The organism is Olegusella massiliensis, assembly GCF_900078545.1.
Lineage (GTDB): Bacteria > Actinomycetota > Coriobacteriia > Coriobacteriales > Atopobiaceae > Olegusella > Olegusella massiliensis.
The window spans coordinates 459,074-484,060 of record NZ_FLLS01000002.1; the positions used below are offsets into that span (position 1 = coordinate 459,074).

Annotated in this window: 21 protein-coding genes; 6 read left to right on the forward strand and 15 right to left on the reverse strand. The window is 49.4% G+C overall.

What is annotated here, in order from left to right; all coding sequences use genetic code 11:
- Positions 1-244: 244 nt before the first annotated feature.
- The 3 genes from BN4314_RS02280 to BN4314_RS02290 form a co-directional block, all read right to left on the reverse strand.
- The gene (locus tag BN4314_RS02280; protein WP_021735825.1) at positions 245-445 is read right to left on the reverse strand and encodes a type II toxin-antitoxin system RelB/DinJ family antitoxin; all 201 of its coding nucleotides are present in this window, start codon (positions 443-445) and stop codon (positions 245-247) included.
- 319 nt (positions 446-764) lie between these two features.
- A complete protein-coding gene (locus tag BN4314_RS02285) occupies positions 765-1,844 on the reverse strand; it encodes a 6-phosphofructokinase (RefSeq protein ID WP_021735918.1) in 1,080 nt (359 codons plus the stop codon).
- 114 nt (positions 1,845-1,958) lie between these two features.
- A complete protein-coding gene (locus BN4314_RS02290) occupies positions 1,959-2,876 on the reverse strand; it encodes an undecaprenyl-diphosphate phosphatase (protein WP_021735946.1) in 918 nt (305 codons plus the stop codon).
- Positions 2,877-3,161: 285 nt separating this feature from the next.
- Between BN4314_RS02290 and BN4314_RS02295 the strand changes: the two genes are divergently transcribed.
- Positions 3,162-3,614 (forward strand): universal stress protein, encoded by a 453-nt coding sequence (locus tag BN4314_RS02295; protein WP_021735828.1) that lies wholly within the window; start codon positions 3,162-3,164, stop codon positions 3,612-3,614.
- A gap of 72 nt (positions 3,615-3,686) precedes the next feature.
- On the opposite strand, the gene BN4314_RS02300 is transcribed toward BN4314_RS02295, so the two are convergent.
- The gene (locus BN4314_RS02300) at positions 3,687-4,628 is read right to left on the reverse strand and encodes a DMT family transporter (RefSeq protein ID WP_187369529.1); all 942 of its coding nucleotides are present in this window, start codon (positions 4,626-4,628) and stop codon (positions 3,687-3,689) included.
- An 81-nt stretch (positions 4,629-4,709) separates the two neighbouring features.
- Between BN4314_RS02300 and BN4314_RS02305 the strand changes: the two genes are divergently transcribed.
- From BN4314_RS02305 to BN4314_RS02315, 3 genes are all read left to right on the forward strand, one after another.
- Positions 4,710-7,676 (forward strand): insulinase family protein, encoded by a 2,967-nt coding sequence (locus BN4314_RS02305; RefSeq protein ID WP_082911130.1) that lies wholly within the window; start codon positions 4,710-4,712, stop codon positions 7,674-7,676.
- Positions 7,677-7,953: 277 nt separating this feature from the next.
- Positions 7,954-8,646 (forward strand): iron-sulfur cluster assembly scaffold protein, encoded by a 693-nt coding sequence (locus BN4314_RS02310; protein ID WP_021735873.1) that lies wholly within the window; start codon positions 7,954-7,956, stop codon positions 8,644-8,646.
- 28 nt (positions 8,647-8,674) lie between these two features.
- On the forward strand, positions 8,675-9,676 hold the full coding sequence (locus BN4314_RS02315) for a GGGtGRT protein (RefSeq protein ID WP_021735949.1): 1,002 nt from the start codon (positions 8,675-8,677) through the stop codon (positions 9,674-9,676).
- Positions 9,677-9,845: 169 nt separating this feature from the next.
- On the opposite strand, the gene BN4314_RS02320 is transcribed toward BN4314_RS02315, so the two are convergent.
- On the reverse strand, positions 9,846-10,064 hold the full coding sequence (locus BN4314_RS02320) for an NADH-ubiquinone oxidoreductase-F iron-sulfur binding region domain-containing protein (protein WP_068539596.1): 219 nt from the start codon (positions 10,062-10,064) through the stop codon (positions 9,846-9,848).
- A 23-nt stretch (positions 10,065-10,087) separates the two neighbouring features.
- Positions 10,088-11,617, reverse strand: coding sequence for a DUF262 domain-containing protein (locus BN4314_RS02325; protein WP_068539597.1), 1,530 nt, complete (start codon positions 11,615-11,617; stop codon positions 10,088-10,090).
- Between the two features lie 527 nt (positions 11,618-12,144).
- On the opposite strand from BN4314_RS02325, the gene nrdD reads away from it, so the two are divergent.
- A complete protein-coding gene (gene nrdD / locus BN4314_RS02330) occupies positions 12,145-14,373 on the forward strand; it encodes an anaerobic ribonucleoside-triphosphate reductase (protein ID WP_021735951.1) in 2,229 nt (742 codons plus the stop codon).
- 165 nt (positions 14,374-14,538) lie between these two features.
- Here nrdD and BN4314_RS02335 read toward each other — a convergent pair whose 3' ends face one another.
- The 3 genes from BN4314_RS02335 to BN4314_RS02345 form a co-directional block, all read right to left on the reverse strand.
- Positions 14,539-15,915: a sensor histidine kinase gene (locus BN4314_RS02335; protein ID WP_068539598.1), complete on the reverse strand. Its 1,377-nt coding sequence runs from the start codon at positions 15,913-15,915 to the stop codon at positions 14,539-14,541.
- Positions 15,912-16,631: a response regulator transcription factor gene (locus tag BN4314_RS02340; protein WP_068539599.1), complete on the reverse strand. Its 720-nt coding sequence runs from the start codon at positions 16,629-16,631 to the stop codon at positions 15,912-15,914. Before BN4314_RS02340 ends, BN4314_RS02335 begins: the two co-directional genes overlap by 4 nt.
- 122 nt (positions 16,632-16,753) lie before the next feature.
- Complete coding sequence (locus BN4314_RS02345; protein WP_082911131.1) at positions 16,754-17,605, reverse strand: C39 family peptidase; 852 nt, start codon at positions 17,603-17,605, stop codon at positions 16,754-16,756.
- Positions 17,606-17,887: 282 nt separating this feature from the next.
- On the opposite strand from BN4314_RS02345, the gene nrdG reads away from it, so the two are divergent.
- Positions 17,888-18,484 (forward strand): anaerobic ribonucleoside-triphosphate reductase activating protein, encoded by a 597-nt coding sequence (nrdG, locus tag BN4314_RS02350; protein WP_068539600.1) that lies wholly within the window; start codon positions 17,888-17,890, stop codon positions 18,482-18,484.
- Positions 18,485-18,604: 120 nt separating this feature from the next.
- Here nrdG and BN4314_RS02355 read toward each other — a convergent pair whose 3' ends face one another.
- The 6 genes from BN4314_RS02355 to BN4314_RS02380 form a co-directional block, all read right to left on the reverse strand.
- On the reverse strand, positions 18,605-19,750 hold the full coding sequence (locus BN4314_RS02355) for a DUF4179 domain-containing protein (RefSeq protein ID WP_068539601.1): 1,146 nt from the start codon (positions 19,748-19,750) through the stop codon (positions 18,605-18,607).
- Positions 19,747-20,277, reverse strand: coding sequence for a sigma-70 family RNA polymerase sigma factor (locus BN4314_RS02360; RefSeq protein WP_198145543.1), 531 nt, complete (start codon positions 20,275-20,277; stop codon positions 19,747-19,749). Before BN4314_RS02360 ends, BN4314_RS02355 begins: the two co-directional genes overlap by 4 nt.
- Positions 20,278-20,450: 173 nt before the next feature.
- Complete coding sequence (locus BN4314_RS02365) at positions 20,451-21,473, reverse strand: sensor histidine kinase (protein WP_068539602.1); 1,023 nt, start codon at positions 21,471-21,473, stop codon at positions 20,451-20,453.
- Positions 21,466-22,149: a response regulator transcription factor gene (locus BN4314_RS02370; RefSeq protein ID WP_068539603.1), complete on the reverse strand. Its 684-nt coding sequence runs from the start codon at positions 22,147-22,149 to the stop codon at positions 21,466-21,468. Before BN4314_RS02370 ends, BN4314_RS02365 begins: the two co-directional genes overlap by 8 nt.
- 17 nt (positions 22,150-22,166) lie before the next feature.
- On the reverse strand, positions 22,167-24,218 hold the full coding sequence (locus BN4314_RS02375; RefSeq protein ID WP_068539604.1) for an FtsX-like permease family protein: 2,052 nt from the start codon (positions 24,216-24,218) through the stop codon (positions 22,167-22,169).
- The gene (locus tag BN4314_RS02380; protein ID WP_035437801.1) at positions 24,208-24,978 is read right to left on the reverse strand and encodes an ABC transporter ATP-binding protein; all 771 of its coding nucleotides are present in this window, start codon (positions 24,976-24,978) and stop codon (positions 24,208-24,210) included. Before BN4314_RS02380 ends, BN4314_RS02375 begins: the two co-directional genes overlap by 11 nt.
- Positions 24,979-24,987: the final 9 nt, after the last annotated feature.

The following is a 24,987-nucleotide window of genomic DNA, read 5'->3' on the forward strand; positions in this document are numbered from 1 at the left end:
TGAGCTCAAAGACAGCTGTTTACGTACAGCTGAAGAAGGCTTACAGGGAGCTTATATTGCTTGCTTTACTCGCAGGATATTTGCAGGGCTTCTTATAAAGGCGCTAATGAGGCAAAACTAACGCAATTCACTCCACATGTGATGGATGCAGTAGCTTGTTTGGATACTACGCATACGTGAAGTCAAAGGGCAGGGCAGCAGTTTAGAAAGGGTGATTACAACTCTAAGTAGGCACCAACGCACACTAGCTCGCATTGCCCATTCCCCCATCTCGAGACTCCGCTGCCAAGATTTCAAACGGGAAAGTCCCAGCACGATTAAAAGCCGATATAAACATACGAATAGCGTTAGAGGGTGTAGTGCCGATACTCTCTGTGACCTCGAAAAAGCGATCCTTCTCGTCAGGCATAACCTTGGCGACGATAGGTGTCATCTTCTCTTTCACGAGGGCCTCTTTGCTACGTTTATGGTATGACTTGGTATGTTTTTGTTTTACCCACGACACAGAATAGCAGATAGTTGGATTGACGCAAGTAAATTATTTTGCTTTGGCAAACTTTGTCGATGAGAGGCATGTTAGCGAGCGTGATTGGTAGTACCTAGCAGGACAAAAACCCCGCCGGCACAAGGCCAACGGGGCTGAAGTGTTATTTAATATAATCCCGCGCACAGCATGCTTGCAGCAAAAAGTACTTGTCAACGCAATGTACCTACAGTGCCAACATGTCTGCTAACGCAACGTATTTGCCAAAGCAGTACAGTAACTACTCATCACCGAAGGAAACGCCCAGTTCACGCGCCTCGCGCACCAGATCGCTCTCGGGGTCAACATACTTGAGCTTGCCAGCAATATCGGCCAGTGGCACTTTTTTCATCTTGCCTGCCACCTGTGCAACCAGAAAACCATACTCACCTTTAACCAATGCATGTCCCGCGACCGCACCGCACTGGGAAGCAAAAATACGATCCTGCGCATCAGGCGTACCGCCACGCTGAGTATGGCCCGGAATAGCTACACGCGTCTCGCGGCCCGTACGCAACTCAATCTCGCGCGCAAGCGCATAGGCAACAGAAGGATCAGTCCTCTGGGCAAGAACCTCCTTGTATTCTTTTTTGTTGAGCATCTTTTCACCCTTGGTGATAGCACCTTCGGCCACCACAACAATGGCAAAACGCCCGCCCATTTTTTCGCGCTTCTCAATGGCCGCAACAACGTTATCCAGATCATAGGGAATCTCAGGAATCAAAATAACGTCAGCTCCGCCTGCAACACCTGCGTACAGGGGAATCCAGCCAACCTTATGGCCCATAATCTCGATAACAAAGACACGTCCATGTGAGCTTGCCGTGGTCTTGATATCATCAATTGCTTTGGTTGCAATATCGATAGCCGAGGGAAAACCAAAGGTCATATCAGTGCCCCAGGTGTCGTTATCAATCGTCTTTGGCAGACCGATAACATGCAGGCCTTCCTCATTCAGCAGGTTTGCTGTCTTGAGCGAGCCATTACCACCCAGTACGCACAGGTAATCAAGCCGCAGTTTTTTGTAAGTCTGCTTCATGGCCTCAACCTTGTTAAGACCATTTTCATCAGGTTCACGAATCAGCTTAAACGGTGTACGACTTGTGCCCAAAATGGTGCCACCCGTCGTCAGCAGACCGCTCACATCATGCCACGTGAGTTTGCGATACTGGCCATACATCAACCCACGATAGCCATCGAGAAAGCCATAAAACTCGACTGGATTTTTGCATCCGTTGCTAACCGTACGCACAATAGCGCGCATCGTAGCATTCAACGCTTGGCAATCACCACCGCTAGTAAGTATACCGACTCGAAGCATATGGTCCTCTTCCCTCTCGCAGCGCTGTTACGGTCTTTTTTGCTGGTACCGACTTATAAACTCAGAATAGCCGTAGCTCTATTGTACGCCACCGATAAGCCAGACAAGCAAAACTTAGTGCACAAGTAAGAAGTACGTTACTACAGCCGCACCCAGTATAATTCGATACCAACCAAAGGGCTTGAAATTGTGCTTTTTGACAAAGGACATCAAGAAACGAATCGCAAGCAAAGACACCACAAAAGCAACGACACAGCCAACTAACAACAGCGTTAACTCATGTAAAACAAAGCTATTGCCTTTGAGGAAAAACTTCACCAAGCGCAAGGCGCTGGCACCCACCATTACGGGCACTGCTAAAAAGAAGGTAAACTCCGCTGCAACCGTGCGCGAGCAACCCAAAAGCAGGCCGCCAATGATGGTCGAGCCCGAGCGTGAGGTACCTGGCACAATCGAAAGAATCTGGAAAATGCCAATGCCTATCGCCGTCAACCAAGGCATATGACGCACATCCGTCACACGCGCATCGGCATCAGCAAGCTCACTAGGATTGTCTGTCACAGGTACCGCCATATGACGAGCAGAACTTCCCCGAGCAACCAACTGCTGGGCACGGCTATCGCGGCGAGACTCAATCACAATAAAAGCAACACCATAGACAATAAGTGCAGCGGCAATCACAAAAGGACTGCCTAGATGAGCTTCCATCCAGTCGTCCAACGGGATACCAATTGCAGCTGCAGGAATACAAGCAACGATAATCTGTGCCCAAAGCCGCCACGTATCACGGCGTTCATCGGGGCTTTTCTTACCCGAAAAGGGATTGAGTGCATGGAAGAAAAGTACGCAAACCGCCAGGATTGCCCCCAGCTGAATGACTACCAAAAACATATCCCAAAAATCTTTAGATACATTGAGCTTGACGAATTGGTCGAGCAACAGCATATGACCCGTTGATGAAATGGGTAACCACTCAGTAATGCCTTCTACTAAACCAAAAAGTACCGCTTTGAGCAGTTCAATCATATCCATGGGTACACCCCCGCTAGTTTTAACTGCCAATACGTCTTGCTACTACAGACGGCCCGCCATGACGAACACAACCACAGATACCACGCACGCACAGACCGCAGACACTTTGCTTGCCTATCTTTGCGTACCAATGTAGGACAACACGCCCACCATCCGCCTGCCCCTCACAAACTGCTACGGAAAAACACCGACCGCCTACCGTCTAGAGCATCCACAAGCAAACTTATCATCTGACAGCTGGGTAAACTCTAGTTAGTAGATACTCTACGGAAAGCAGGGATTACGATGACAAAGACTTACTCTGACCTCGGTTATGACAAGATTTTTGTAGCACTTGATGGGAGTGATCTGCAATATAAGGTGCTCGATCGTGCAATCACAACGGCAGCAAACGACAACGCAGAACTCTACATCGGTCATGTCATTGACTCAACCGCATTAGAAACTACAGGGGTTTATCCATCGGGCCTCATTTCCGCCCTTGAAGAGGATTTCCGCAATTCTATCGCCGAGCAAATCGCCAAGGCACAAGCAGAGCCCAACATCAAAAAAGTCGCGCTTATTGTCAAAGCGGGGCGTATCCGCGAAACACTTAAAGATGAAATGCTTGATGAAATCAACCCTGATTTAGTGGTATGCGGCGCGCGCGGACTGTCGCCAATCAAATATGCTCTGCTTGGCTCGATTTCGACCTTTTTGATTAGAACCGCAAAGGTTGACACTCTTGTGGTGAAGTAGCACCTAAGCTTAACGTGCCTCAAGCCCTGCAAGCCGCGCGACCTCGTGTGCTCCTTGCAGGGCTATATACAGCTATACAGTCAGAAATACGGTAATGATAATTAAAGCAAAGCCCAGCAGCTCTGCTCCAGAAAAAGTTGCACCAAGAAAAACAACTGATGTAATGGTTGCCACCACAGGCTCGGAAGTTGCAAGCAACGAGCCTCGCACCGAGCCGACTTCTTTGACGCCTTGCAGGTAGAGGCCATAAGCACCAAAAGTACCTATGACCACGGAAAACACAACGGCCAACCAGCCAAGCCAGTCAAGTGTAGGCATATTTTCCCAGGGACGCACATAAGCCGAAAGCAGCACTCCTGCCATCAAAAAAGACAAACCATTGACCACAAAATTACCCCAGCGATGCATCATGTGTGCGGGCAAAATAGCCAAAATAGCAGCGGCAACAGCACAAATTAGACCCCAAATAAGACCTTCAGGCTGCAGATTCATCTGAGTTGGCACACCTGCGGTTGCCACCAAATACGTACCCATAAGTGCAAGAAATAGACCCAGCGCTTCACGTTTGCGCGGCTTGCGGGGTGTAACCACACACACATACACCAGCACCATGGGCATCTCTAGCGACTGCAACACCGTCGCTGTACCCGAATCAGTCCAATCAATTGCCTCGAGATAAGCTACCTGAGAAAAAATAATGCCGCCCAGCGCCACAAGCAAAATTGCCCAGAGATCACGCGGACTATGCAGGGCATCTATCAGGCGACGACGATTACGCAACAGCGCTACAGCCAAAAAAAGCCAGCACGCAGTCAGCTCACGTACACAAGCCAACCACAGGGGGTCAACGTTATAGGCATCCATTAAAAACTTGGATACAGTACCGTTTGCGCCCCACAGTGCGCCTCCAAGCAGCGTAATAAAAATACCGCGCAACAATGCGCGTCCTGTAGGATCAGGAGTCGGCGCTTCAATCTTTCCTGAAGGCGTCGATTGACGTTGAGGTTCAAGCATGGGCATCTCATCTCTGGGTATTATAAATAAGTGCACAAAACCTAAAGCACAATAGCACCAATACACTGCTTGGAGGACCTCATGCAAAAGGATAAGAAGGATTTCACTATTCCCGACCCCAAACTAGCGGTTGGCAGCAAACATTCGGGCTTTAGTGTCACCGCAATTCATCCTATCTCCGAACTCTCAGCTACTGGCTATGAGCTGCGCCATGACGCGAGCGGCGCCCGTGCGCTCTGGCTTGCCTGCAACGATGTCAACAAGTCATTTGCCATCAGTTTCAAAACGCCACCCGCTAATGACACGGGTGTTTTTCATATCCTTGAGCATTCAGTGTTGTGTGGTTCGGATCGTTTTCCTGTCAAGGAGCCGTTCGTCAATTTAATCAAGACGAGCATGCAGACCTTCCTAAACGCAATGACTTTTCCCGACAAAACCATGTATCCTGTTGCGTCCACTAACGAGCGCGATCTCGAAAATCTTATGGATGTTTATCTGGATGCCGTGCTACATCCTGCCATCTACCAGCGTCCACGCATTTTTGAGCAGGAAGGCTGGCACTACGAACTTGCCGGCGAAGGTGACGATGCTCAGCTTATGTATAACGGCGTTGTCTTTAACGAGATGAAAGGCGCCTTCTCAGATCCCGATGAAATTGTATTTGATCAGGTCAGTCGTGCACTCTTCCCCGATACTCCCTACCGTTTTGTCTCTGGCGGAGATCCACACTCTATCCCTCAGCTCAGCTACGAGCAGTTTATCGACACCCATGCGCGTCACTACAATCTCGCTAACAGCTACACCATTTTGTATGGTGATCTTGATATTGAGCGCGAACTTGCCTTCATCAACAAGCGTTTTGAGCAAGCTGTTGACCGCGGTGTTGGCAAGCCCAACGCACTGCCAATGCAAGCCCCCATCCAAGCAGGACTTTCTCAAGTCAAGATGGCAACAGCCCCTGAGAATGCCTCTGTCGCACTGGCATACGTGTTTGCCACTGCTGATGAGCGCACACGTGTGCTAGCAGCAGATGTATTACTTGACACCTTGGCGGGCTCCAATGAGGCTCCACTTAAGCGCGCTGTACTCGAAGCGGGTCTGGGTCAAGACTTTAATGCCACACTCATTGATGCCGAACTACAACCGCAGGTTATCTTCCAACTCAAGGGGGCAAAGCCAGGTGTGGCCAAGCAGTTCCGTGAGCTTGTTGAACATACCTGTGCGCGTCTCGTTGCTGATGGCATCGAGCGCGAACGCCTTGAGGCCTCGCTTGCTCAGGCAGAATTTAATCTACGCGAAGGCGATTGGGGCGTCTACGCTGACGGTGTTGCCCTGTCAATGCAAGTAATGTCGAGCTGGCTTTACAACGACGACAACCCTGTGGCATATCTTTATTACGAAGACGCGCTCGCACATCTCAAGGATGCAGTCAAAACAGGCGGCTTTGAACAGCTACTTGATGAAATGGTTGTTCATTCCCAGCATTCCTGCGCTGTAGAGTTGATACCCACCGACGAAGGTGCGGCAGATGCAGAGGCGGCAGAGCTGGCCAAGTTGCGCGCACAGATGTCTGATGATCAGTTAGCGGCCATTGCTGACGAGGTAGCAGTTCTTCGTGCTGAACAGGAAGCGCCGGATGCTCCCGAAGATATTGCACTTTTGCCACGCCTACACGTTTCGGATATCAAAGACGCACCCGAAGAAACGCCAGCTACGCTGGATGAAACAGCGCCTTTGCCCTGCTATGCCTATGATTTAGATACTCACGGCATCGATTACGTCTGGCACTACTTTGATTTACGGCGTTTTAGCTTTGATGAGCTGCCCTACGTGAGTATGCTCACGGATTTGCTTGGTAAACTCGACACCACAGAGCATGACGCTTCGGCGCTGGACATGCTTATCGAGCGCGAATTAGGCTTTTTGAGCTTTAGCGTCGAAGCCTATGGCCGAGATGAAGATTCAAGCTTTGTGCACCCGCTGCTGGTTGTGCGCGCTTCTGCCTTGGCAGACAAAACGGCGGCTCTTGCAACGCTTCCTGCTGAGGTCTGGGGCAAGACCCTCTACACCGATACGGATCGTATCTACAACTTGCTCGTGCAGCACCGTATTGCGATGGAGCAAAACTTCATTGGCGCCGGTCACCGTGCTGCAATGGCAGCACTTGCAACTCACTACTCGGCAGCTGCAAAAGCAACTGCACAAATGGGTGGTGTGGAGTACTACCTTTTCCTCAAAGATTTGCTTGCCCACTGGGACGAACGCAAAGACGCCCTCATAGACATTCTTATCGATATCGCGCAGCGTATATTTACTGCAGATGAGATGAGCGTCAGCTTTGCTGGTAGCACCGATAGCTATAAACGTTTTTGGGATTTGGGCGGCACGCTCGGTCTTAGAAAAGCTGGCAAGCAAACCGCTACGCATCAGCTAGAAATCGCACTTCCAGACCCAGACAAACCAATGCGCCAGGGCTATATCATTCCTTCCGACGTGTGTTATGTGGGTGAAGCGCAGCCGCGCTCTATGGCAGATAGCTGCAGCTTGGGCGCTTGGATGGTAGCTTCGCGGGCACTTTCGTTTGACTATCTATGGAACGAAGTCCGCGTCAAGGGAGGAGCCTATGGCACTGGGTTCCAACGTAACAGCGCAGGCGTGAGCCAGTTCTGGTCTTACCGTGACCCTGATATTGATGGCACCATTGTGCGCTACGAGGGCGCGAGTTCCTGGCTTGCTCAATGGAGCGGTGGTGAAGACGAGCTGGAAGGTTACATCGTCTCCAGTGTCGCCACCCATGACACGCCGCTCAAGCCTCGCCAGATTGCACGTCGTCAAGATTCGCAGAGATTCGCTGGCAAGCCGCACGGTTGGCGCTGTGATGTGCGCAAGCAAATGTTGGCCACCACAGCCGAAGATTTGCGTGCGATGGCAGCATCCTTACGTGAGTTGCATAATCGCCGCAGCATTGTAGTCTTTGGTGGCAAAGACAAACTCAAGGAGTCACAACTGAATCTAACCCTCACCCAGCTGATGGATGAAGCAAACTAGCCGCTGTCCTGCTTTACCGCATGGCATTGTTGCTTTGCTGCGTTTTGTGTTTGTCCTGCCGTGTTAGCGAGCTTTGGCATCGTATTTTGTACCTTTATCGAGCCTCTGTGGGTATTTCAGCAAATGCTGCCCCCACAGAGGCTCTCTCTGTCATAAAATTAACCTGTATGAGCCACCTGTAAGGGGGCATTTGGCTCAGGTCTCGACGGTTTTTAGCGAGACACAGACGGGATGTCGGGTTTTGCTCGGCATCGTCGGCGTTGGAGAGGAGTGCTATATGCAGTATTCAGCGGACGTGGAGAGGATGTGCCCTGTTGCCAAGGGTGCATACCATGGTCCTGCCCCAATTCCTGAGGAGGGAAAGTGGGTTCAGGCCAAGAAAATTGAGGATATCTCTGGCTATACGCACGGTGTTGGTTGGTGTGCACCCCAGCAGGGTGCTTGCAAGCTCTCGCTTAATGTCAAGGCGGGCGTTATTGAAGAATGTCTACTCGAGACCGTCGGCTGCTCAGGCATGACCCATTCTGCTGCTATGGCTGCCGAAATTCTTCCCAAGAAGACTATTCTTGAGGCTCTCAACACCGACCTTGTCTGCGACGCTATCAACGTTGCTATGCGCGAGCTTTTCTTGCAGATTGTCTATGGTCGTACTCAGACTGCTTTCTCCGAGGATGGTCTGCCTATCGGCGCTGGCATCGACGATCTTGGCAAAGGCCTGCGCTCCATGGTGGGTACCACTTATGGCACCGCAGCCAAGGGTCCCCGTTATCTTGAGCTGACCCAGGGTTATATCACCCACATCGCCCTCAACGAGAAGGACGAGATCATCGGCTTTGAGTTCGTCAACCTCGGCAAGTTCATGGATGACGTCAAGGCTGGCACCGATGCAAACGAGGCGCTCGAAAAGGCAAAGGGCCGCTATGGTCAGTGGGACGCGCCCGCCAAGGTCATCGACCCCCGTGCCGAGTAACTTGGGGAAAGAAAAGGAGGCACGTCTTATGGCAGTCACATTTGAAGGTTACGAGCGCCGCATCGCAAAGATTACCAAGGTGCTCGATAGTTATGGTATTTCCAGTCTCGAAGAGGCTGAAAAAATTTGTCTGGACAAGGGCATCGATGCTCGCAAAATTATCTTTGATGTTCAGTCAATCGCATTTGAAAACGCCGCATGGGCATACGTTGCAGGCTGCGCAATCGCAATCAAGAAGGGTTGCACAACCGCATCTGATGCAGCTGCCGCTATTGGTGAAGGCCTGCAGGCATTCTGCGTTCCTGGCTCTGTAGCAGAAGATCGTAAGGTTGGTTTGGGCCACGGCAACCTCGGAGCTATGCTTTTGGGCGAGGATACCGAGTGCTTTGCATTCCTCGCAGGTCATGAGTCTTTTGCTGCTGCTGAGGGCGCCATCGGCATCGCAAACAACGCCAACAAGGCCCGCAAGAAGCCGCTGCGCGTTATCCTCAACGGCCTTGGCAAGGACGCCGCACAGATTATCGCTCGCATTAACGGCTTTACCTATGTTCAGACCCAGTTTGATTACTTCACCGGTGAGCTGACCGTGGTCGAGACCACCAAGTACTCCGATGGTCCTCGCGCTGCTGTTAATTGCTACGGTGCTGACGACGTCCGTGAGGGTGTCGCTATCATGTGGCATGAAAACGTTGATATTTCGATTACCGGCAATTCCACCAATCCTACTCGCTTCCAGCACCCCGTCGCAGGCACCTATTTTAAGGAGCGCGTCCTTGCTGGCAAGAAGTACTTCTCTGTTGCATCTGGTGGCGGCACGGGTCGTACCCTGCATCCCGACAACATGGGTGCAGGTCCTGCTTCCTATGGCATGACCGACACCATGGGTCGCATGCACTCATCGGCACAATTTGCTGGCTCGAGCTCCGTACCCGCCCACGTTGACATGATGGGCCTTATCGGCATGGGCAACAATCCCATGGTTGGCGCTACCGTCGCGTGCGCTGTCGCCGTTGAGCAGGCTATGGCGTAAGCTTTGGCTCTGCGCCTAGCAACACACAGGACAGCTACGTTTACGTCCTCATACCCTCGCAGGCAAATGCCTGCGAGGGCATTTTGTACTCGCATCATCTTGGGTGCGCTTACTTTTTCGTACATCAACCATTCTCATGCGTGATTTTCACGCCTAGATAATCGTAACTTTAACCGTGGGTGTATTTTGTAGCAGCGTGGAGCATGTTGATCTCACGTAGTTCAAGTTTTCCTTCGATATAGGGTTTATACATCGCTTCAACCGAGCCAACACCCATCGAACAGCCACTACAATTTTCGCAAGAGCTATCGTCACAAAATGACAAGCCTCGCGCCACGATGGCCCTGCGCTCCTCGGGAGTCGTATCCTTAATCAGCACACTTTTCATGACAATCCCCCTTAAAACCGCAGTTAAAGACTTCGCCGATAGATTGCGCGTGTCGCCTCACTTAGCTGAGGATATACCCAGCGCACAGGCGCCTTATCCCCCGCCTGCAAAGCCAAACCGATTGCTGTTGTCGCATCCCAATCATCCGCCTTACGCAACGCAAGCGCACGGCAAAACTCATCATCAGCAGGAAAGCGCAGAGAGCTACTCTCTTCATTAAGTAGGTAGCTGGCATAAGCCACGACAAAGTCGCCACCAACCGCGCGCACACCTTCAAGACGAGCAATCAACTGCGAAAAGAATTTTTTCATACCTTCTGACGAACAATTACAGACAAGGCGCCTCATCAAATACGACTCCGTGATACGCAAAGACTTCTCAAACACTGCGGCGTCAATATCCTGCTGATCGTAGGCGTCGTGGAAAAACAGCAGCAAAGGGTTAACTTCCGCTTGATCAAGCTTGCGCAAATCCGTTAATGCAGCATCAATTTCAGGTCGCGGATCGCAGTCTTCCATTACCTGTCCTTGGGTGATGTGCACATAAGAGCGCACGGTGCGACGCAGTTGATTAATCAGAGTGATAATGGCATTGCCGCTGCTATATCCCCCGTCACGTACATAGCGTTTGAACGCGGCATAGATATCTGAGCGCTCAAATGTTTGAGGGGCACAGCTAGCAGTTAGCCAATCGTGCAAGAAGTTCTCAAAAAGTTTTGCGTCATTATCCGTATCGAGTGACTGCTCAATCGGTTGCCAAAAACTGCGATAAAGCGATTCTTGACTCTCAATCGGAGCTGACATCAAAATAAAGTTGCGCACAAGATCGGCCGATGACAAATCTTTACCCGTAGAGTTCATCGACTCAAACACCAGCTGCGGATTGTCCTGACCTTCGGTGAGTGCAATAGATGCTACCTGTAGCTGCTGAATTCCCAGCCAGATACTATTGATATCCACATGTTCTAGCTGACGCTCAAAATAAGCAAGATTTTCCAACAGATGATGGGAACCCTGAGCACTTATCGCCTTATGAGCTTCAGGAGCACTGTCACTCTCAAGAGCGTCAATTAAAGCTTGGAACAACTCACGGTCGCCTTTGGAAAGCGTCAACTTGTAGTGATCGTGACCATCACGATGTTTGTTGGTGAGATAGCCATCATCCAAGATTTCTTGAGCAGAAAAGCTTAAGGAAGCAGAGCGCTCGGGATGGCGATGCGCATAACGTGCCAGAGCCACAAACACCAGCATCAAGGTGGTGACTCGCTGCTGGCCATCAATGAGCAGCCGCGACTCGACACCCGAGGTGGAAACTGCCCCATCCTGCACCCATACAATTGAACCCGTAAAGTGGCTTGGCGACATCAGAGTGCGTCCACCATATTCACTACGAAGCCGCACGTCTTTTGCCGTGCGTCCTACGGTCACTATATCGTCCCAAAGCTGTGCACACTCGCGTAGCCCCCACGTATACGGCCGCTGATATACCGGCACAACAAAACGCAGATTAACAGGGGTAACGAGCCCGACAATAGTCGCGGTATCCGCATGCATACTTTGCTTCCTTACCTATACGAACAGCATGCTACCAAAACATATTTCAGCAGCACATTCAGTCTAGCAGTCAACATAGCCATGAAACGCGTCTATTCCTCACGCATCTTTCCTGGAGGCGACTTACAAAATAAATATTTTTGGCCTATCTACAAACACAACAAGAGGCCATTCTCTCAGTCACTTCTGATCTACAGAGACACTATTGGTTGTGGTAGGCCTGTATGCGGTCACAATATATCGGTGAGTGGGCATGCAAAAACTTTTTTTCTTACAATGCTCATGCAATATTTATATGAATCGCAGCACGAGAAAAGTTTTCGTCACGCGTCTAGCTGGGGTTCCAGAGCTTTTCAACCGCTTTTCTTCAAACTATCAACATTTGATTTCAGTATTTTGGGAATTATCCACATTATATAGTGTAGATTGTCAATCAGATACCCAATAGATTGTGTATACTAGAATCTCAGATTATTTACTCAGGCAAAAAGCGTGAATATAGCGCGCCGTTCAGCAAGGAGTGAAGCATGAAAATTATCAAGCGCAATGGTAGTGAAGTTGCCTTTGACCTCTCAAAAATTACCAATGCCATCCTTGCTGCAAACAAAGAAGTACCTGCCGATGAGCGTCTCAGCGACCGTGAGGTTCAGTTTGCTTCTCTCAACGTTGAGGAAGAATGCAAACAGCTTGCTCACACCGTCTCCGTCGAGGAGATTCAGGACTTTGTTGAGGATCAGCTGATGAAGCTTGATCGTTTCTCTGTCGCCCGTAAGTACATCATTTATCGCTATGTACAAAATCTCAAGCGTCAAAAGAACACTACCGATGACCGTATTTTGACTTTGATTGATTCCAACAATGAGGAAGCCAAGCAGGAAAACTCCAACAAGAATCCTAGTGTTGTCTCTGTTCAGCGTGACTACATGGCAGGCGAGGTTTCTCGCGACCTCACCGATCGCAAACTGTTGCCCGAAGACGTTGTCAAAGCCCACCAAGAAGGCATCATTCACTTCCACGACTCTGACTATTACGCGCAGCGCATGCACAACTGCGACCTCGTCAATCTTGACGATATGCTGCAAAACGGTACGGTGATTTCGGGCACTATGATTGAAAAGCCACATTCCTTCTCGACGGCTTGCAACATTGCAACCCAGATTATTGCCCAGGTTGCTAGTTGCCAATATGGCGGCCAGTCAATCTCGCTAGAGCACCTTGCTCCCTTTGTTGATATCTCCCGCAAAAAGATCCGTCGCTCAGTCTATGCCGAGATGGAATCTGTCGGGTTTGATGCGTCAGATGAGCAAATCGAAATTATGGTCGAAAAGCGTCTCCACGATGAGATTGCCCGCGGCGTTCAGACCATCCAATACCAGGTAGTCACCCTGATGACCACCAATGGTCAGGCCCCCTTCATCACTGTCTTTATGTATTTAGGTGAAGCGCGCGATGAGCAGACCAAAAAAGACCTTGCGCTCATCATCGAAGAGACACTGCGTCAGCGCTATCAAGGCGTCCGCAACGAAGCAGGTGTCTGGATTACGCCTGCCTTCCCTAAGCTTATCTATGTACTTGAAGAGGACAACGTTCGTGAGGGTACACCCTACTTCTATCTCACCAAACTGGCAGCCAAATGCACCGCAAAGCGTATGGTGCCCGACTACATCTCCGAAAAGAAGATGAAGGAATATAAGCTCTCCACTGGTGAGACCGAAGGCAACGGCGATTGCTATACCTGCATGGGTTGCCGTTCCTTCTTGACACCTGACCGCAGCGCTAACGGTGGCTATGACAACATCTCACGTGCAAAGAACTACGTCCCGGGAAAGCCCAAGTACTATGGACGTTTCAACCAAGGTGTTGTGACCATCAACCTTCCTGATGTCGCTCTTTCCTCTGGTGGCGACATGGACAAGTTCTGGAAGATTTTTGATGAGCGCCTAGACCTCTGCCACAAGGGTCTGCGTTGCCGTCATGATCGCCTCGTGGGCACACTTTCTGATGCAGCTCCTATTCTTTGGCAGTATGGCGCACTCGCCCGTCTTAACAAGGGTGAGGCCATCGACAAGCTGCTTTATAGTGGCTACTCCACCATCTCGCTGGGTTACGCAGGACTTTATGAGTGCGTAAAGTTCATGACTGGTCGCAGCCACACCGATCCTGAGGCAAAACCCTTTGCTCTACAGGTTATGCAACATATGAACGATCGCTGTACTGAGTGGAAGGCTGCCGAGGATATTGACTACAGTCTTTACGGTACGCCTATCGAGTCCACCACCTATAAGTTTGCTAAGTGCCTACAGCGCCGTTGGGGCATCATCCCTGGCATTACGGACAAGGGCTATATCACCAACAGCTATCACGTCCATGTAGGCGAAAAGATTGATGCTTTTACCAAGCTCCAGTTTGAAAGCGAATTCCAGCGTCTATCCCCTGGTGGTGCTATCAGCTACGTTGAGGTTCCCAATATGCAGGACAACCTTGAGGCTGTTATTGCCGTTATGCAGTTCATCTATGACAACATTATGTATGCCGAGCTTAATACCAAAAGCGATTATTGCCAGGTTTGTGGCTATGACGGAGAAATTCAGATTGTCACCGATGATGATGGCAAGCTCGTGTGGGAATGCCCCAACTGCCACAACCACAATCAGGACAAGATGAACGTGGCACGTCGTACCTGCGGCTATATTGGCACCCAGTTCTGGAACCAAGGCCGTACACAGGAGATTAAGGATCGCGTGTTGCACCTCTAAAGCATGACGCACTGTCTGTCTGCTACTACGTTCGGTTATCCACCTGCACGACTCGAAGCCAGGAAAGCTTTGCTTGCCTGGCTTTTTTCATCATCTTAGATGGAAGCGGCTTGCCGCTTCCATCTCATCAAACAGGCCAAGAGCCCATACCCGCGCTACTAAAAGCTACTCCGTACGAGATTCACTGCCGGTGGAACTAGCAGACGCCGCAGGAGAAGCAACAAGCGCATGAGAGCTGTCGCTAGTTGTGGCTGCACTGGGAAAGTGAAGTGTCACTGAAAACAGATCTGCATCTATTGCAAGTTTCAAACTTCCACCTTGGAGTTCCATCAGGCTCTGAGCAATCGACAGACCCAAGCCCGAGCCTTCAGTCGTACGTGAAGCGTCTCCCCGCACAAAGCGCTCCAGCAGTTCTTCCGCACTGATATTCAGCTGCGTTGCAGAGATGTTCTTGCAGCTAATTTCTACTCCCCCCTCAGCTGAAGGTTGAGCGCTGAAATAGGCCCTCGTTCCTGCCATGGCATACTTGGACACGTTGCTAAGGATGTTGTCAAAGATGCGGCCCATCTGCCTGCCATCGGCATTAATCATCAGTGGCTCATCAGAAGTAGTGCATATCAGCTGAATGTTCTGCTTGTTCAGGCGCTCTGTCCACTCACCACCCGCCTGTGCTACCAGCACAGAAGCATCGAGCGGCGCCAGTGCAACTGAGATATTGCCTGTTTGTGCCTTTGAAGCCTCGATCAAATCCTCAATGAGCTTCCTTAGGCGCACAGACTGGCGAGCGAGCACATCAGAGCATTCCTCAAGCTTGTCTTCATCGCGACCCTCTGGAGCAATAGCAAGCTCAGCAGAAAGCAGATCAGCATAGTTGATTACCGAAGTCAGCGGTGTCTTGAGATCATGGCTCACATTGGCAATAAGCTCAGTACGGAGACGCTCGGCGCGCACCTTATCCTGCTCGGCATCAAGGCTCAAGCGCAAAGCGTTAGCCCGCTCATCTGCAGCCACAGAGCTCACGTGCGCCAATCTGTTGATATCGCTTGCAAGCTCGCGAAGACCACCACGCATCAAACTTTCATCCACCTGCGCTGTAAAATCGCCAGCAGCCAGACACTTAATTGTTTTGCCTATATCATCAAGACGGGCTTGGCGCTCACCCAGCATCACAAAGCTTAAAGAACACAGCGCTAACACCAGCAACGCAACAAAAAGACCCGAGGATACGCAAAACAGTACTACGGCTATGACTGCTACATATCCCAGAGCCCAGCGCCAAAGGTATGACCAAGCGCTTTTAATGTCGTCAGCCATCTCCCAATGCTTTGCCACAAAGAGCATAAAGAGCACGAGTGCACAATCAAGGGTGCAAATAACGTAATAGCTCTCAGGAAAAGTGGTCATACCGTGTGTCGCATAGACAAAAAAGGCATGAACCAGAGGAACCAACAAAAAGCTGCTGATAACTGCCAAAATGCACATGAGCCAAACCCAAAGAGCGCCAGCGTGCTCATTGGGGATTTGCTGGTTGTTGCGCTTCATCGTGCGCCTCCCATCTTGTAGCCGCGGCCCCAAACCACCATGAGATAGCGAGGCTCGGCAGGGTTAATCTCTATTTTTTCTCGCAGATGACGCACGTGAACAGCAACGGTATTTTCACAGCCATACGAAGGTGCGCCCCAGACTGCCTCGTAGATTGCAGCTGGGCTGTAGACACGTCCAGGATGCTTCATGAGAAAATGGCAGATGTCATATTCTTTGGGCGTAAGCGCAACCGCTTCGCCATCTACGCTAACTTTTTTTGCAGCATCATTGAGTTCGATACCGCCAAGCACAAGTGTGCTGGCAGCCTCCTCTTCCTGAGGATTGGCGGCACCGAGCCGCTTGTATCGGCGCAGTGCACTACGTACGCGCGCCAATAACTCTGCAGGTACAAAAGGCTTGGTGACATAATCATCCGCACCCAAATCAAGACCGAGCACCTTATCTGCGTCCTCACTTTTTGCGGTGAGCATAATCACCGGAACATTGCTGAGCTTGCGGATTTGTACCAATGCCGCCGGACCATCCATCACGGGCATCATCACATCAAGCAAAACCAAATCGATGGGACGGCTGTCTTCAATCCCCTGCTCTACCGTTGCGACAGCTTGCTTGCCGTCATAGGCACAAAGCAGCTCATAGTCGGAATTTTGCAGATAAATCTTGAGTGCACCAACAATATCATGATCATCATCTACCAGAAGAATGCGATACATCTGAACTCTTTCTCACATAGACCTTTATATTTCAATGCAACGTTGCAGCAGAACAGGTGAAATACGAACAAGATTATTCTCTCATGAGGATATATGAGGTAACAGGCGAAAAGTTCTGCTTGTTAGACTTGACTTTTGCGCAGGACCCAGAGATTTTGAATCTGACCTTCAAGCTCGTCATAGGTCCAAATTTTATTGGAGCGTTCTTTGCTATTGGGATCACGCACAACGATACCATCTTCCTTAAGACCAGCGAGAACAATAAAATGACCAGTCTTGGTAAAATCACCCTGCCCCATGATGCAAATAATGGGGTTGCCTGCTTCAAGATTTGCCTTAACACGTGCCTCTTGCAGGGGAATCTCGGTCACATCTAAACCTAATTTTCGAGCGCCCTGAGACATCAACGCCCATGCACTACCCTCTCCATCGACTGCATAACCCTGAGCTGTTGCAAACTCGCCCATCGCAAGAGGCGACATCGATGTGTCCCCCGTAAGATAGATATATGCCATTGATAAACAGCTAGGACCACAACCAGAAAGCGCAAAAAACTGACCAGCATAGTTGGTATAGCCCCAGCGCTCATCCCACTGCAAGAAGAGCGGAACCATGGAACTGTGAGCGTATTCCGAAAGATCAATAGTTGGATGATCATTGTGGTGTTTATCGTAGTCCAAAACAAATTGGCGTGCTTCGGGATTGCGTTCAAAAAGACTGACAAGCTCGGCAGGAGTAGTCTTGGAAGGGCGCTGCCAGGGCAGCAGGCCCTGTTGAAAACAGATAGCCCCAAGGAACGTAAGAGTAAGGAAAAAAAGAATGATAACGCGCTTGAACCAGCCACGATGACGATGTCGGCGGTGCGCACGGCGCTGATACGACCGAAGTGTTGAGGCACTGCGGCTATAGCGAGTTACGCCACCTCTATAGACTACATCATTTTGAGATACCGACCCTTCGCAGATAGCTTCCATATGCCCTCCTTTCTTGGCTTACGGCATTTCACGACAGGGTTGTATTGCTTGAGCACATTATCTTCTGACCACCCTTTAAGGAACCAGAAGCAAAATTCGAAAGATTTCCTTAACTTCAGGCATTCAAATTGGTCTGACAAATCAAAGGACTACATTGCAAAGACATTGAGCCCTATGCCCAGGCAACGTCAAAAGAATTATTACAAAACACATCATCTAGTAGGTATAAATCAGTTTTGGGTCTATACTTTGTGGCTGGTGACGACTGAGGCAGGAGAGCATATGAATTACGCTACTATCAAATACTGCGATATTGCCAACGGTATTGGCGTAAGAACAACGCTGTTTGTATCTGGCTGCCGTCGCGCCTGTCCGTTTTGCTTTAATCCTGAGGCTTGGTCTTTTGAATATGGCAATCCATTTGATGAGGCAGTGCAGCAGCAGATTATCGATAGCCTCAAGCCAGACTATATCCAAGGCCTCACCCTCTTGGGGGGCGAGCCCTTCGAACCAGCCAATCAACGTGGTTTGGTAGGTTTTCTTGAGCGCGTGCGCCGCGAATGTCCACGCAAGACTATCTGGTCATATTCAGGCTTTACGTGGGAAGAAATTATGGGTGAAGACACGCCGCACCCTCCCTATGACAAGCTGGGGATCTCGCCGGTAACCGAGGTGACTGAGCGTTTTGTTTCTTGCTTGGATGTGCTAGTAGACGGACCATTTGTCCAAGCAAAAAAAGATATTACCCTCCGTTTTCGCGGCTCTTCTAATCAAAGACTCATTGATGTACCCGCAACTCTTGCTGCACGAAAAACTGACCCCGCTCATCCTCTTATCCTCTGGAAAGATGAACCTCTCTTTTCCACACACACGATGTAGCCTGGTGGAATTTATATAAAGCAAGAAGTGCGCTGGCAAACCGTCGGCGCACTTCTTTGTTACAAACAGTTGTGTTACGAACAACGGGCGATTATGCGTAACGTTGTGGTTTTGCTTGACCTATGCAAAGGGAATGACCGTATTGCCTACTTTGACACAAGCAACATCATTCACGTCAATGATTTGAGGAAGCCAGAGAGAAGTCTTGACCCGCTGCTTATCAGCGTTGCGATCAATCACACCACCACCATTGCTCTTAAATTTAATAACCTGTCCATCAACCATCGTCAATTCAATAGGCATCTCGAGATAGCTGGTCTGTTGAGCGCTCATCTTGTCGGGAGCTTTGCCACTAGGTACATTGCTAAAATCATCCATACGGTCATCGGTGGTGAACTCAAGACTCAACGCCACAGGAGACAAGCTACCAGAGCAAAGCTCAGCGGTATGACCGTTGTAGGTAAACTTACTTGCCTTTTTGAGATTGTGACCCGTATTCTCATAATCCATCTTGAAGTGCAAATCCCACGTACCTTTTTGCACCGTAGTCCTGTCCGCGCCTTCACCCGTGCGAGTAAGGTCTTTAAGGTGAACATCCATCGTGGCTCCAGTAAGCTTGCCGTCCGTTGCCATCTGTACGACATACTGGATGGAGTTATCGCTGGGATCTGCATCGTAGAAATAGGAAGAACCGTATTGTCCGTACACTACAGGTTCAAGCGTTACCAAACCCGTACTGAGATCCGTGTTGTCCTCCTCAAAGCCTAAAGGCAGCTGACCGTAGTTGTTAGGCTTGATGTCAAAGGCACTACCGTCATCTTTACTCAGTGAAAACACAATAGCGTAACAGCTGTCATCGCCAATAATGGAGTCAGCGGTAACGGTCATGCCATTGTTGCTCACTGAGGCACCGATAGGCCGACCAATCTTGTTGACAATCTCGGTCTTTACCTCTTTTCCAAAGAGTTGAGCTGCGGCAAGGGAGGGATTAATACGGACGATGCCTGTAGCAACAGCAACGCCAGTGCCTGCGATAAGAAGTGCAGCTACGGAAGCAGCAGCGACCGCAAGGCGTGGCAAGGCATGGGACTTTTTCTTAAAGGGAATCACGTTACTTTTCACTTTCTGCGCAAAATTCTGCTGGAAATCCAGCGACGTGCGCTGTTCAATCTGCTCTGCTTGAGCGACAAGACGCTCTGCCATCTGAGTCTTTGCAGTCTCAGAGAATTTCAACTCGTCCATAGATGTGCGGAACTGGGTACTCATCGTGCATCCCCCTCTAAAAGCTTGCGTAGGCGGCGGCGCCCACGGCTAAGACGAGCCGTAACTGCGGCTTCACCGCTTTCGGTCATCTCTGCAATCTGACGTGCAGAAAGGTTCTCGTAGTAGTACAGGTAAATTGCCATGCGCCACGCTGGTGGCAGTTGTTGAAGCTGGGCTAACACATTGCTGGAAGCGGGGCTTTGCTCGATATATTCGGGGGCTGCGATATCCCATCCTATGGATTCACGCTTGGCCTCGAGAGAATCAACGCGCGAATACCGAGCACTTTTGAGCTGATCTTTGCAGGCATTAATGGTGACCCTGATAACCCACGCACGTTCGTGTTCAGAATCCATAAATGCCTGGTCACGTCGATAACGCAACAGCAGCTTGAGCAAGACGTCCTGACAAATATCCTCCGCATCTGCTATCTGACCCAAATAACTTGCAGCAAGGCGAAGTATAAGGTCAGCATATAAATCCACCAAGCGGCGAGCCTCAATGCTAGACATTTCATACTCTTCGGGCATCTCATCCCTCCTTTCGCATCTTGTCGTTGTAGGCTGCGCATCCTCACTGCATATACGAACGTACAGCGAAAAGCTGACACCAATCTCATAAAAACAGCACCATTTAGTTCTGCTGCGCACCTGAGAAAATGAGTGAGTTGCTATATTTTCGAGTTGCTATATGTTCCTTATGACTAATCATTAATAAATAAGCTTGCGGTGAATCCCTCTTCCCACTTTGAATCTACTTCAAGCTGGATATGAATATCATCTGCAAGCTGTTTTGCTAAATAGAGCCCCATACCGGTGGATTTCTTTCGTAGCTCACCGGAATCGCCAGAAAATCCCCGTTCAAAGAGGTACGGGAGATCGCATTCTTTTACGCCCTGGCCATTATCGGAAATCCGCAGCAACACTCCGTTTTCGCGTCCTCTGGCTTCTCTTGTTGCAAGAAAAGAAAGAACAGGCAACGCTCCGGCATACTTGATTGAGTTGCTCACCAGTTGGCGGAGGATAAATTCCAGAGCTCTCGGATCCGTGAACACGCGAACGTCCAAAGTCACGGGATCATAACTCAGCTGAAACCCTTTTTCTCTCAACGATGACCCATAGTCCGCAAGGACTTCCTCAACACAGCCCAACAGAGAGATGTCTTGGAACAAGTAGTCCTTCTTCTTGCTCTTTATGCGGTGGTAAAAAAGAATTTGGGAAACATAGCGCTGTGTTTCATTGCAGATATAGTCCAGTTTGAAAAAGAGTTCCGGCGGAATAGTTCCATCGTCATTATCAAGAATCATCGTGAGCAGCGAAAGGGGTAATTTTATCTCGTGCGCCCATGTTTCTACGTAGTCCTCATAGTCTTGTTGCTCTCTCATGCTCTGCTGAATCAATTCGTTCTTCTGCTGAAAGCTATTGAAAAGCTTCTTTAGAACCTCTTCTTTTTCTGCACCATACAAGTCGTAGAGGCTATCGAGGTTCTCTGCTGAGCTTGGGTCGTCCAAATAGCGCAGCAGGACTTTTTCTTTTTGCTTTTCTTTTCTCATCAGAAGGAGACAAATGGCGATAAAAAAGACAAGGGTCGCCAAGACAATCAAGCCCATCAAAGCAGTCAAGGCTTCAATATCTGCCATCCAAAGAAGAAAGATGCAGAATCCATCGACCGCTAAAATCGTCAGTAGCCACGGAAGATAGGGCTTGATGTGCTTGAGTTCACGCATCTTGGTCATCCTTCACCAAGGTATACCCTCTGCCTTGAATATACTGGATATGCTGAGGAATTCCCAAGTCTTTTAACCTCTTTTTCAGACGCGTAATATTCACGTGGAGCGCATTTTCATCGATATACTCCGTCGTTCCCCACAGTGATTGCGATAGCTCCTTTTTGCTTAGATAAGGCGTCTCTGCCAAAAGAAAGCTTTCTAGAAGCTTTCCTTGGTTTCCTGGCAAAACCACAGACTGGTCGTTGAAATACAGCGTATACGTATGGCGATCGAGGAGGAACTGCTCGCCTTCAAGCAGGTTTTTTCTTCCCTCATAGCGCTTCAATACATTAGAAATCCTTGCAAGCAGTCTTTCTTTTCGGAAGGGCTTGGTAAGGTACTCGTCTGCACCCAAATCAAGAGCTTGCAGCTCGTCTTGCAACTGATCTCTGGAGGTAAGCACAAGAACAGGGATGGTGCTCTTTTTCTTGAGAGTCCGACAAATCTGGAAGCCATTTTCCCCAGGAAGATTTATATCAAGCAGAACTAAGTCCGGCGAAAGGCATAGCAACTGATCGGACACACCGTGAAAGTCTTGGATACATTCGACCACATAGTCTGCTGCCTGTAGCATGGTCTCAAGTTCCCTGCGAATCATAGGCTCATCTTCGACAATTGCAATGCGTTTCGCCATAGACTTCAGTCCCTCGCCTATTCCTCCCGAGCTGGCTTCATCAGTGTCCAGAGGTATTGACTACTGCTCTGCTTTACTACCCTGATATAGATTGCTTCTACAATAGCAATGAGCACAAGGATGATGGCAACAATGATAAGGAGTTTTCCGCTCTGCTCGCGATATGAATATGGAAGTATCCCTTGGAAGAGCGTTTTGGTTCCAAATGCAGCATTTAAGAGTGCCACAAAAATCGGAATCCCAAAGTAGCCATTAATCTGGGCATTTGCCGCACGACACAAGGTCTTGTAATCTGCACCCAAATGAATTAGTGACTGATACCTCCGGTGTGCCTTTTGTTGCTCCATCAAAAACTGAATGCCGATGATGGTGTTTCCAATAATCAAGAAGATTGTTGCCAAATAGAGCGTGAGATATGCCGATGAGACGATGTAGAAAATCTGCCTACCAGCATTTTGAATATAGCTTTCATAGGAAAGGCCAGTTCCTGCCAACTGAGTGTTGATGTCAGAAATCGCCATCATCAACCCTTTTTCCTCCACGAGCTTGGACTGCAGGACGCCTCCGAGATAGCTACTGTACTCCCCTGCCGTCAGCTGATCAAAAAGCTCATCTGGCACTATCCAAGCAAAGGCAATATTGATGATGCGATCTGTCACAAAATTTGTCTGCTGGACAGCGGGATCAATCGAATAGTTCACACCCGCAATCGACACCGTCGCGCCGCCTTTTAATAGTTTGCTGAAACTCTGTACGACTTTTGTATTGTCAAATAAAACGGTTCCCAGGTACAAACCAAGCTGGTGGTCCCCCAGCTCGAGCGGCTTTTTCCCCGCGGCTTTGAGCAGCTCATTATAGCCACTTTCAGATATCAGATTGTCATCACCACTCACAGAGGACATCAGGGTGACAAACTGCTGGTCATCCATCTGAGACACCAAGGCATTGAGCGCTGAAGGGTCAATGGGGGACCTGTCACCGCTGCTCTGATAGGCGCTTCCCAGCTTGATCTCCATCAGAGCCTGGAAGGACCCGTCCAACCCCTTTGAGGCAAGGGTCTGACGAATGTCCTGCACGCCCATTGTCTCATTGGGCCAGAAGGTGTAGTCCAGTACGTGGTCGTCCTCTTGAATGTACTGAGATGCTACTGCACTGCCATATCCTGCCAGGCAAAAGGCAGAAAACAGGAGAAGCGAGCAAATCGCCAGCAAGGTGGAGCGAGAAACGATTCCTTCCTGTATTTGGCGGAAATTGAAATCGTGTAGTTTCTTCTTTTTTGAGTGCTTCATCACCCATTCAATGCCAAAACGCAGTGCATAGAACAGAAGAATGGTGCCAAGCGTGCCACTAAAAAGAACAAGGAACATGAATATGAGATTTTCCCACATATGCTCAGAAAGACCCAAATAATAAGCAAGACCAAGACACCCCACTGAGGATATGAAAGCAATAAAGCATGCTTTCTGATTGATTTGTTTTTTTGCTCCGACAGGCTCAAAGAAAAGTAGCTCACCGATTTCTTTGCTTACCGCGCGCTTGCTGAGAACCAGTATTGCCAGCAATTTCACCAGGGAAAAGCCTATAACGGTAAAAAGAATCGCAGAGAAGGACAGGGTAAAACGATGTCCCACGATTCCGATGCCAATGAGCTTTACCGTTACGAGACTGATAGCTTCAGACAGAATCACCGCAATCGGAAGTCCAATGGCAAGCGCAATCAAACTGTCCCTGACATCCTCCATCAAAATCATGCGAAACAACGTTTTGCGTTTCATCCCCAGAGTCAGATACACGCCAAACTCATGACTCCTTCTTTCCATCTGTATACTGGACGCAAAATAAACCAGCATCAGCAAAATGAAAAGGGTAAAGACATAAAACAGGGGCACCATGGCCAAGAGGCGATTGACCGCATCGCTTTCCATTTTTGTCAAAAAGCTAATGACGTCCTGATGCGAGAGGGACAAGATGATATAAAAAGAGATAACCGACAAGACCATTGAACTAAAGTAGAGCGCGTTGTTCTTTCGATTCCTCTGGCTATTTCGAGCAACTAGCTTAGAAAACATACGGTTCACCTCCCAGTCCCGCCATAACCTTTAGAATCCTCTGATAAAAATCTTCCTGAGACTCTCTGGGCTTGTCTCGCCTAAGCTCGTGATAGAGCTTGCCGTCCTGGATAAAGAGGATACGGCTGCAAAAACTGGCAGAGGCGCTGTCATGAGTCACCATGAGGATGGTGGTCTGAAAATCGCTATTCATCTGGGTAAGTTTTTCCATGAGGGTGCGCGCGTTCTTTGAATCAAGTGCGCCGGTTGGCTCATCGGCAAAGACGATTTCTGGATCCAAAATCAAGGCACGCGCCGCCGCCACTCTCTGCTTTTGCCCGCCAGACATCTGTGAGGGGAACTTATCCATCACTGAGCTGATATCCAGGTACTCTGCCAGCGTCTGCAGGCGCTTCATACTCTCCTGCTCGGGGATTTCATGAAGGGAGAGCGGAAGCAGAATATTTTCTTGTGCCGTGAGATTATCCAGAAGCTCAAAATTCTGGAAGAGATAGCCTGTCTTGTTTCCTCGGTAATCAGAAAGTGCATCTGCATTGAATGTAGCGATATTCGTACCGTTGAGGGTAATGGTGCCTGCGCTCGGTTTTACGATGGTCGCTAGGCAATTAAGAAGCGTGGACTTTCCCGATCCACTACTGCCCATGATGCCCAAAAACTCTCCTGGCATAATCTCGAAGGAGACTCCATCGAGGGCCTTGGTCACCGAGGAGCCCTTTCCATAATACTTTTTTAGACTTTCAACCTGTAAAATAGCGTTCATGATATTTGC